General features: G+C 63.6%; 8 protein-coding genes. 6 read left to right on the top strand and 2 right to left on the bottom strand.

Annotated elements, in window-relative coordinates:
* Window positions 1-335 precede the first annotated feature (335 nt).
* Complete coding sequence (locus FJV77_RS14830) at window positions 336-1202, bottom strand: helix-turn-helix domain-containing protein (RefSeq protein ID WP_142867530.1); 867 nt, start codon at window positions 1200-1202, stop codon at window positions 336-338.
* 106 nt (window positions 1203-1308) lie between these two features.
* On the opposite strand from FJV77_RS14830, the gene FJV77_RS14825 reads away from it, so the two are divergent.
* From FJV77_RS14825 to FJV77_RS14805, 5 genes are all read left to right on the top strand, one after another.
* Window positions 1309-2577, top strand: a complete 1269-nt coding sequence (locus FJV77_RS14825; RefSeq protein ID WP_142867529.1) for an ABC transporter substrate-binding protein — start codon at window positions 1309-1311, stop codon at window positions 2575-2577.
* 274 nt (window positions 2578-2851) lie between these two features.
* On the top strand, window positions 2852-3712 hold the full coding sequence (locus tag FJV77_RS14820) for a sugar ABC transporter permease (protein ID WP_142867528.1): 861 nt from the start codon (window positions 2852-2854) through the stop codon (window positions 3710-3712).
* Window positions 3709-4545, top strand: a complete 837-nt coding sequence (locus FJV77_RS14815; RefSeq protein ID WP_142867527.1) for a carbohydrate ABC transporter permease — start codon at window positions 3709-3711, stop codon at window positions 4543-4545. Before FJV77_RS14820 ends, FJV77_RS14815 begins: the two co-directional genes overlap by 4 nt.
* 8 nt (window positions 4546-4553) lie before the next feature.
* A complete protein-coding gene (gene ugpC, locus FJV77_RS14810; RefSeq protein WP_142867526.1) occupies window positions 4554-5633 on the top strand; it encodes a sn-glycerol-3-phosphate ABC transporter ATP-binding protein UgpC in 1080 nt (359 codons plus the stop codon).
* Between the two features lie 27 nt (window positions 5634-5660).
* Window positions 5661-7691: an aldo/keto reductase gene (locus tag FJV77_RS14805; RefSeq protein WP_142867525.1), complete on the top strand. Its 2031-nt coding sequence runs from the start codon at window positions 5661-5663 to the stop codon at window positions 7689-7691.
* 227 nt (window positions 7692-7918) lie between these two features.
* Here FJV77_RS14805 and FJV77_RS14795 read toward each other — a convergent pair whose 3' ends face one another.
* Complete coding sequence (locus FJV77_RS14795) at window positions 7919-8347, bottom strand: Lrp/AsnC family transcriptional regulator (RefSeq protein ID WP_112560245.1); 429 nt, start codon at window positions 8345-8347, stop codon at window positions 7919-7921.
* A gap of 149 nt (window positions 8348-8496) precedes the next feature.
* Here FJV77_RS14795 and FJV77_RS14790 point away from each other — a divergent pair, with 149 nt between their 5' ends.
* Window positions 8497-9600, top strand: coding sequence for a saccharopine dehydrogenase family protein (locus FJV77_RS14790; RefSeq protein WP_142867524.1), 1104 nt, complete (start codon window positions 8497-8499; stop codon window positions 9598-9600).
* The last annotated feature ends 119 nt before the right edge of the window (window positions 9601-9719 follow it).

The following is a 9719-nucleotide window of genomic DNA, read 5'->3' as shown; positions in this document are numbered from 1 at the left end:
GATGGAGGCCAACCGCTACATCAACATGGACGACCTGCGCGAGCACAAGAAGCTCGCTCTGCGCCAAGCCGCATGACAGCGACATGGCCGCCCCTTTTTGCAGAACTTGACGCACACAACCGGGGCGAGCCACGGGTCTCGCCCGTCCTTCGGACCCCCCATCGACGGGGAGAGGAAGGGCGCGAGCTTATGCGGGCTGGCTCCTCCGGAGGGGGGAGAGGTGGCGCCGCGAAGCGGCGATGGAGTGGGGGACGCCGGTCCTCAAATACGCCGCCGCTGACAACTTTCTCCAGGTTGATGATCGCGGCGGCCTTCGAACGAAATATCCGAGAAACCTATCGGCCCACCGTGCCGCGGCGAAAATCCGACGGCGACATGCCGGCCAGCTTGCGAAACGATTTGTTGAAGGCGCTGAGCGAGCCGAAGCCTGAATCCATGGCGACGCGCAGCACATTGGCGTCTTCATGCATCAGGAGCGCCTGTGCGTAGCTCAGCCGCAAGAGGTTCATATATTCGTTGAGCGTCATGCCGGTCGACTTCTTGAAGATGCTCATGGCGTATTTCGGATGGATGTCGGCCGCCGCCGCGATATCGACGCAGTCTACGTCGTAGAGGAAATTCTCGGCGATGAAATCGCACATGCGCCCGACATTGCGCAGCGACTGCTGGTCGAAGGGGCCGCCCGTTTCCTGGCTGGCGGTTTCCGGCACCAGCCGGTAGGGCTCGAACCGCACCCGCTCCAGCCGCAGCAAGAGCTCATTCACCGCGTGCTCGGTTATCGCTGGATCGCCGGAGCGGAAATAGCGGTTCCAACGTTCGAAATTGTGATGGTCCGCCGGGTCGGTGGCCGATGTCACCAGCGTGGCGCCCGTCATCAGCCGGTGGCGGATGTCGGTCGGCAGGTGCAGGCGGAAGAAATGCACCAGCGGCAGATGCGCGCCGGCATAGATGGCGTCGTCGGAGAGATCGTCCATCTGGTGCGGCAGGCCACCCCAGAACAGGCACATCTCGCCGGCCGAGAGCGCGATCTCGTGTTCAGCCATGCGGTAGTGAACGCTGCCGCGGACGATGAAATTGACCTCGACCTGGGCATGCCAGTGCGGCTTCAGCATCACCAGCGGGTGATTGTGGAACATCTGCAAGGCCATCGGCAGGCCTTCGACGCTGCTGGCGCCAGGCTGGTAAAACGGCCGTTCCGGCATCTTACTTTCCGCCCATTCTTTATTCCCGTTGTCGGGGACAAGCCTTCCGCGCTGCTTAGTTTAGCCATGCTCGCGAAGAGAGAGCAAATGAAATGGGAGGATTTCAATGCGCACGACACTCACCTGTGCCGCGCTGGCGCTTGCCCTGGGCTCAGGCCCGGCCTTTGCGCAGTCCGGCGAAATCACGATCTGGAGCTGGAACATCGCCGCTTCGTCGCTGAAGGCAACAATAGCCGGTTTCAACAAGCAATATCCCGACGTCAAGGTCACCGTTCAGGACCTCGGCAACCAGCCGACCTATGACAAGTCGATTGCCGGCTGTGCCGCCGGCGGCGTCGGGCTGCCGGATATCGTCTCCGTCGAGAACGGTGAGGCCGAGAATTACTGGAGCCAGTTCCCCGACTGTTTCGTCGACCTGCACACGCTGGGCTACAGCGCGGACGACCAGAAGAAATTCCCCGATTTCAAGCGCACCGAACTGGAAGTGGGCGACAAGGCCTATGCCATGCCGTGGGATTCCGGCCCGGTCGCCGCCTTCTACCGTCGTGATTTCTACGAGAAGGCGGGCGTCGATCCGGCCTCGATCAAGACCTGGGACGATTTCATCGCCGCCGGCAAGAAGATCCAGGCCGCCAATCCCGGCGTCACCATGACCAATGCCGATTTCAACGGCGACACCGAATTCTTCCGCATGATCGCCAACGAGCAGGGCTGCGGTTATTTCGCCGAGGACGGGCAGTCGATCACCGTCAACCAGCCGAAATGCGTCGATACGCTGGCCAAGATCAAGGACATGAAGGACGCCGGCATCATGTCGTCGGCCGACTGGGGCACCAAGATCACCAACAACACCGCCGGCACCGTCGCCACCCAGGTCTATGGCGGCTGGTATGAGGGCACCATCCGCACCGAGTCGGCCGGCGAGAACGGGAAATGGGGCGTCTATCCGATGCCGAGCCTGACCGCCGACGGTCCGCGCGCCGCCAATCTCGGCGGCTCGTCGCTGGCCATCACCTCGGCCTCGAAGAACAAGGAAGCGGCCTACGCCTATCTGAAATACACGCTCGAGACGAATGAGGGCCAGATCACCATGCTGAAGGAGTTCGGCCTGGTGCCGTCGCTGATCTCGGCGCTCGACGACCCCTATGTCTCTGAAGGCCTGCCCTATTGGGGCGGCCAGGCGGTGTGGAAGGACATCCTGGCCACGCTGCCCAAAGTGGTGCCGAGCCGCGGCACGCCGTTCCAGAGCGACGCCGAAATCATCATGCGGGCCGTGCAGACCAAATATCTCGGCGGTGGTTATCCCGACGCCAAGGCAGCGCTGGACGACGCCGCGAGCCAGATCGCCTCGGCGACCGGATTGCCGATCAAGTAGCAAGCGCGCGCTTTACCTTCTCCCCTTGTGGGGTGAGCGGCTGGTTCGCCGAAGGCGAATTCATCGTGCCAGTGGCACGATGAAAGGCCGGCGAACGCCGGGACGCTGCGAAGCAGCGGGGACCCGGCAGGGTGGATCGGCCACCACGCCCGGCCCTTCGCAGGCTCAGGGCGTTCGAAACTCGAAAAGCCAAGCAATTGGCTTTTCGTTCGCTAACGCGAACCGCTTCTCACCCCACAAGGGGAGGGGACAAACAAAGGAAGGAGGAGGAACCATGCGCACACAGAACGCCACCGCGTATCGCTTCCTCACGCCCTACCTGCTGATCTTCGCCATCTTCTGGGTGTGGCCGATCATCTCCTCGTTCATGATCTCGTTCCAGGCGACGCGCACCGTGCCGTGGCGTTTTGCCCCCACATTCAACTGGGGACGGCTGATCGGCGACCCCGCCTTCTTCAATGCGCTGAAGAACACGCTGCTCATCCTCGTCATCCAGGTGCCGGTGATGATCTCGCTGGCCATCGTCATGGCGGTGCTGCTGAACTCGCCGCTGCTGAAGGCGCGCGGCCTTTACCGCTTCGCCTTCTTCGCTCCGGTCGTGGTCGGCGAGGTCGCCTACTCCGCGGTGTTCCGGCTGATGTTCAATCTCGATTTCGGCATCATCAACAAGCTGCTTAACAGCGTCGGCCTGGCCAAGATCGACTGGTTCTCCAACGTCACCCCGGCCATGGCGCTGATCATGATCGCGGTGACCTGGCGCTGGGCCGGCTACAACGCCATCATCCTGCTCGCCGGGCTGCAATCGATCCCCGAGGATGTCTATGAGGCGGCGACGCTCGACCGCGTCAGCAAGGTCAGGCAGTTCTTCTACATCACGCTGCCGTTGCTCAAGCCGGTCATCGTCTTTTGCGCAGTGCTGTCGATCATCGGCACCATGCAGCTCTTCACCGAGCCATTCCTGATCACCGAGCGCGGCGGCCCGGGCGGCGGCACCGAGACGCTAGGCCTTTTGCTCTACCGCCAGGGATTCCGCTCGCTCAATTTCGGCTATGCCTCGGCCGTCGCCTACACCATGGCCGGCTTGGCCATTGCCATCACGCTGGTGCAACTGTGGCTGACGAGAGAGCCGAAATGAGTTCGCTCTCGCAACGCCGGCTCGGCCGCAGCCTGCTGCTGCATCTGGTCCTGACGCCGCTGGCGGTGATCTGGCTGTTTCCGCTGTGGACGATGATCGTCTTCTCGACCATGCCCGACAACGGCATCTTCAGCCCCGGCATCGAACTTCTGCCGCACGACAATTTCCTCGCAAACTTCCACAATCTGCAGCGCGACACCGACTTTGTCGGCGCCATCGGCATTTCGGTCTCGGTGGCGGTCACCTACACCGTGCTGTCGGTCCTGCTGACCTCGATGGCCGGCTGGGCGCTGGCGCGCTACAATTTCGTCGGCAAAGGTTTTGTCGTCGCCATCATCCTCGGCACCATCACGCTGCCCTACGCGGTGGTGCTGATCCCGCAATTCATCATGGTGGCGCGTGACTTCCAGCTCGCCAACACCTGGGTGGCGCTGATCGTGCCGCCTTTGTTCAATTCACTCGGCGTCCTGTTCATGCGCCAGGCTTTCTCGATGATGCCGCACGATCTGTTCGACGCGGCCAGAGTAGAGGGCGTCAAGGAATGGCGCATCTTCCTGTTCGTCGCGCTGCCTCTGGCGCGGCCGATGCTGGCGGCACTCTCCATCATCCTGTTCCTCGCCTCGTGGAACAATTATCTCTGGCCGCTTTTGATCAACAGCCAGCCCGGCGCGATGACGGCGCCGGTGGCGCTCGGCACGCTGATCGGCCTGACGAAAGTGTCGTGGGGTGGCCTGATGGCCGGCGCCGTCATGCTGACCGTGCCGATGCTGGTCGTCTTCGTGCTCCTGCAGCGGCATTTCATTGCCGGCATCGCCGCCGGCGCGGTTAAATAGGGGAGAGCATGGCGGCAGTCACCCTCACCAATGTCATCAAGCGCTTCGGCGTCTATGAGATCATCCACGGCGCCAACATCGATATCGCCGACGGCGAGTTCGTCGTCTTCGTCGGCCCGTCCGGCTGCGGGAAATCGACGCTGCTGCGGATGATCGCCGGGCTGGAGGACATCAGCGGCGGCCAGATCGCCATTGGCGGCAAGGTGATGAACGATGTCGAGCCGGCCGACCGGGGCATCGCCATGGTGTTCCAGTCCTACGCGCTCTACCCGCACATGACGGTGGGGCAGAATCTGAGCTTTGGCCTGAGAATGACCGGCAATCCGAAGGAGGACACCGATCGGCGGGTGAAGCGGGCCTCCGAAATCCTGCGGATCAGCGAACTGATGGCACGGCGGCCCAAGCAACTCTCCGGCGGCCAGCGCCAGCGTGTCGCCATCGGCCGCGCCATCGTGCGCGAGCCACAAGTGTTCCTGTTCGACGAGCCGCTGAGCAATCTCGACGCCGAGCTCAGGGTACAGATGCGGGTCGAGATCTCGCGCCTGCACAAGGAGCTTGGCACGACGATGATCTATGTCACCCACGACCAGACCGAGGCTATGACGCTGGCCGACCGGATCGTGGTGCTGCGCGGCGGCCATGTCGAGCAGATCGGCCGGCCGCTCGATCTCTACGACAATCCAGACAACCAGTTCGTCGCCGGCTTTGTCGGCTCGCCGAAGATGAACTTCATCAAGGGTCGCGTCGTCGGGCGCAGCACGAGAAGCGTGACCGTCGAGCTGGTGGGTGAGGAAAAGGCCCGCATCACGCAACCGCTGACCGGTGCCATTCCGGAAACCCGAGCCAAGGTGATTGTCGGCGTGCGGCCCGAACATTTCGGCAATGCCGGCGAAGGCGATGCCGACCTGACCGTCGGAATCGACGTGGTTGAGCATCTCGGCGGCACCAGCTTCATCTATGCCAGGACCGCCCATGGCGAGGACCTGGTGATCCAGCGCGACGCGGCCAAAGTTCCCGACACTTCCGAGATCACCGTCTCCATCCGCAAATCCTATCTGTTCGACGAAAACGGCCAGCGGCTGCGCTGACCTTCCAGCCTCCCAAGGAGAATGACCATGACTTCAACCGCGCCCATTCGCTGGGGGATCCTCGGGCCGGGCGACATTGCCAAGGCCTTCGCCGGCGGCGTGGCCGGATCGCGCACCGGCACGCTGGCAGCACTTGGCGCCCGCAACCCCGGCAAGCAAGGCCTCGCCGAGACGTTTCCCGGCGCCCGCATCCTCGACGGCTATGACGCGCTGCTCGCCGATCCGGAAGTCGACGCCGTCTATATCGCCATCCCACACCCTGGCCACGCCGAATGGGCGATCAAGGCGGCGGAAGCCGGCAAGCATGTGCTGTGCGAAAAGCCGCTGGCGCTGACCGCTTTCGAGGCCGACGCCATGATCCATGCCGCGCGCAAGGCCGGCACCTTCCTCGGCGAAGCCTTCATGTACCGGCTGCACCCGCAGACTAAGAAGCTGGTCGAGTTGATCCAGTCCGGCATCATCGGCGAAGTCAGGATGATCAAGTCGAGCTTCGGTTTCGCCATGCCGGGCTTCATGCCGCAGCATCGGCTCTACGCCAATGATCTCGCCGGCGGCGGCATTCTCGATGTCGGTGGCTATCCCGTCTCCATGGCGCGGCTGCTTGCAGGTGCCGCAACCGGAAAACCCTTCGCCGAACCCGACAAGGTCGTCGGTACCGCTCATCTCGGCCAATCCGGCGTCGACGAATGGGCCTCGGCGCTGCTGCATTTTGCCGGCGGCATCGTCGCCGAAGTTTCCTGCAGCATCTCGCTCAACCAGGACAATGTGCTGCGCATCCTCGGCACCAAGGGTCGTATCGAAGTGCCGGATTTCTGGTTCGCCGGCGGCAACCGCGATGTCGGCCTCGGCAAGATCGACGTGATCCGTTCGGACGGGACGCGCGAAACCATCAGTGTCAACGAGACCCGCCATCTCTATTCCTTCGAGGTCGACGCCGCCGGCGAGGCGATCCTGGCCGGGGGCCAGGAATTCGCCTGGCCGGGCATGTCCTGGGCCGATAGTCTCGGCACGCTGCGCGTGCTCGACAGATGGCGCGCTGCCGTCGGCCTCGAATACGAGATCGAAAAGCCGGCTAAGCGCATTAACACCATCTCCGGCCGGCCGCTGCGCACCGGCGGCACCGCCATCGGCAAGCGCAAGATACCAGGCCTGTCGAAACCGGCCTCCGTGGTGGCGCTCGGCTTCGAGGATTTCCGCACCTTCTCGTCGGGCTCGATCCTGCTCGATGCCTTTTTCGAGGTCGGCGGCAATCTGTTCGACACCGGCTATGTCTACGGCGCCGGCTACACCGAGACGCTGCTCGGCCAGTGGCTGAAAAATCGCGGCGTGCGCGAGCAGTCGGTGATCATCGCCAAGGGCGCGCACTCACCGCTCTGCTATCCCGATGTCATCGGCAAGCAGCTCGCCCAGTCGCTGGACCGCCTGCAGACCGACCATGTCGACATCTATTTCATGCACCGCGACAATCCCGATGTGCCGGTCGGCGAATTCGTCGACGCCATGGACGCCGAGGCGAAAGCCGGCCGCATCCGCGGTCCGTTCGGCGGCTCCAACTGGACCATGGCGCGCATGGACGAGGCGATTGCCTATGCCGAAAAGAACGGCAAGCAGAAGCCCGGCGCCCTCTCCAACAATTTCTCGCTGGCCGAGATGCTGGAGCCTATCTGGGCAGGCTGCATCACCTCGTCCACCGACGACTGGAAGGCGTGGCTGACCGCCAGGCAGATGCCGAACTTCGCCTGGTCGAGCCAAGGCCGCGGCTTCTTCACCGACCGCGCCGGCCGCGACAGAAAGGACAATGAGGAGCTGGTGCGGGTCTGGTATTCCGAGAAAAATTTTGGGCGTCGCGACCGTGCCATCGAACTGGCCGGGCGGCTGGGCAAAAGCCCGATCCATGTCGCGCTGGCCTATGTGCTGGCGCAGCCCTTTCCCTCCGTCCCGCTGATCGGCCCGCGCACTCTGGACGAGCTGGAGGACAGTCTGAAGGCGCTGGATATCAAGCTGTCGGCGGAGGATGTGGCGTGGCTGGACAGCGGTCCGGAAAGGCGCAGGGCTTAGGACCGCCAATCCATAGGCGTCGCGATCCTTCGCGCCCCCCTCTGGCCTGCCAGCCATCTCCCCCACTTGGGGGGAGATCAGATGTCACGCCGGCTTTCGCCAATCTTCAACGTCGCGGGGATGAGCGAGGCGCCGAAGCTGCCAATCTCCCCCCTCGTGGGGGAGATGCCTGGCAAGGCAGTGGGGGCGCTGTCCCGCCAGCATCTCCAAATGGCCTTGGCCCGATCTCACCGATCGATCCGCGTCGACAAGATAATCGACGACGACGTCCGCTCGACCCCGTCCATCGCGCCGATCTCATCCAGCAGCGCGTCGAGATCCCTGATCGACGGCGCGTCGACGATGACGATCATGTCGAAATTGCCGCTGACCGAGTGCAACGTCCTCACCGGCGGCAAGGCTTGCAAAGCGCGCACCACCTTGTCGGCCAACTTGGGCGTGACGGTGAGCAGCACATGCGCGCGCACCAGCCCCTGTTCATAGTCCGGCGCAAGCCGCACGCCATAGCCGGTGATGATGCCGCGCTGCTCCAGCCGCTCGATCCGGCTCTGCACGGTTGTGCGCGACACGCCGAGCTGGCGTGCCAGTTCGGCGGTCGACGCGCGGGCGTTGGCGCGCAGCAGCGAAAGCAGCTTTTGTTCGGCGTCGCTCAGCATTTCGACGATCCTCGTCGTCTTATCATCCAAAGAGAGGGTTCGTTTCGAACAATTCCACGCTTCCTTTCGCCAGGCAAGGTGCGATTCTCAAGGCCATGTCGCCCACCGCGCAGCGGTTCGGGCAAAAGGCTTTTGTGAGGGATCGAATCATGAAGAAAATCATCGTCGTCGGCGCCGGCAAGATCGGCTCCACCATTGCAGGCATGCTCGCCGACACCGGCGACTACCATGTCACCGTCGTCGACCGCGCGGCCACACAGCTTGCCGCGGCCGAACTCCCCGTCGGCGTCGACGCATCGGAGCTCGACATCACCGCGCCCGGCGCGCTTGAAGCAGCCCTTGCCGGCGCCTTCGCCGTGCTGAGTGCAGCGCCCTTCCATCTGACCACCCGCATCGCCGAGGCGGCCGCCGCCACAGGCGTGCACTATCTCGATTTGACCGAGGATGTCGTCTCGACCCGCCGCGTCAAGGAACTGGCCAAGTCGGGCAAGAGCGCCTTCATTCCGCAATGCGGCCTGGCACCGGGCTTCATCTCGATCGTCGCCAACGATCTAGCCAGCCGCTTCGATACGCTTGAAAGCGTGCGCATGCGTGTCGGTGCGCTGCCGCAATACCCATCGAATGCGCTGAACTACAATCTGACCTGGAGCACCGACGGCGTCATCAACGAATATTGCGAGCCCTGCGAAGCGATCGTCGAGGGCGAGCTGATCGAAGTTCCGCCGCTGGAGGAGCGCGAGGAGTTCTCGCTCGACGGCGTCACCTACGAGGCCTTCAACACGTCCGGCGGGCTCGGCACTTTGGCCGAGACGCTGAAGGGCAAGGTGCGCACGCTGAACTACCGCACCATCCGCTACCCCGGTCACGCCGCAATCATGAAGGCGCTGCTCAACGACCTTGGCCTGCGCCACCGCCGCGACGTGCTGAAGGACATTTTCGAGAGCGCTTTGCCGGCAACGCTGCAGGACGTGGTCATCGTCTTCGTCACCGTGTCGGGCCGCCGCAACGGCCGCCTGCTGCAGGAAACCTACGCCAACAAGATCTATTCGCAGCGCATCGGTGATCAGGTGCGCAGCGCCATCCAGATCACCACCGCGTCCGGCATCTGCGCCGTGCTCGACATGCTGGCCGACGGCAGCCTGCCGGCGACCGGTTTCGTCAAGCAGGAAGACATCGCGCTCGACGCCTTCCTGGCCAACCGCTTCGGCCGCGCCTATGCCCAGCACGAGATGGTAAGCCGGCTCGCGAGCTGAGCTTCTAATCTCCCCCCTTGAGGGGGAGATGTCGCCGAAGGCGACAGAGGGGGTCGCCTCGCGTAGAGCGCTAACCTCCATCTGTCGCAGGGGGGTCGCATCCGGTCGAACCGACCCCC

The organism is Mesorhizobium sp. WSM4306 (genome assembly GCF_007003975.1).
Lineage (GTDB): Bacteria > Pseudomonadota > Alphaproteobacteria > Rhizobiales > Rhizobiaceae > Mesorhizobium.
The sequence above is the reverse complement of the archived record's forward strand: the minus strand, read 5'-3'. Positions and strand labels throughout refer to the sequence as shown.

Coding starts and splice junctions, on each gene's coding strand:
- FJV77_RS14830 (WP_142867530.1), bottom strand. CDS start 1,202: ATGCCGGAACGGCCGTTTTACCAGCCTGGCGCCAGCAGCGTCGAAGGC.
- FJV77_RS14825 (WP_142867529.1), top strand. CDS start 1,309: ATGCGCACGACACTCACCTGTGCCGCGCTGGCGCTTGCCCTGGGCTCA.
- FJV77_RS14820 (WP_142867528.1), top strand. CDS start 2,852: ATGCGCACACAGAACGCCACCGCGTATCGCTTCCTCACGCCCTACCTG.
- FJV77_RS14815 (WP_142867527.1), top strand. CDS start 3,709: ATGAGTTCGCTCTCGCAACGCCGGCTCGGCCGCAGCCTGCTGCTGCAT.
- ugpC (WP_142867526.1), top strand. CDS start 4,554: ATGGCGGCAGTCACCCTCACCAATGTCATCAAGCGCTTCGGCGTCTAT.
- FJV77_RS14805 (WP_142867525.1), top strand. CDS start 5,661: ATGACTTCAACCGCGCCCATTCGCTGGGGGATCCTCGGGCCGGGCGAC.
- FJV77_RS14795 (WP_112560245.1), bottom strand. CDS start 8,347: ATGCTGAGCGACGCCGAACAAAAGCTGCTTTCGCTGCTGCGCGCCAAC.
- FJV77_RS14790 (WP_142867524.1), top strand. CDS start 8,497: ATGAAGAAAATCATCGTCGTCGGCGCCGGCAAGATCGGCTCCACCATT.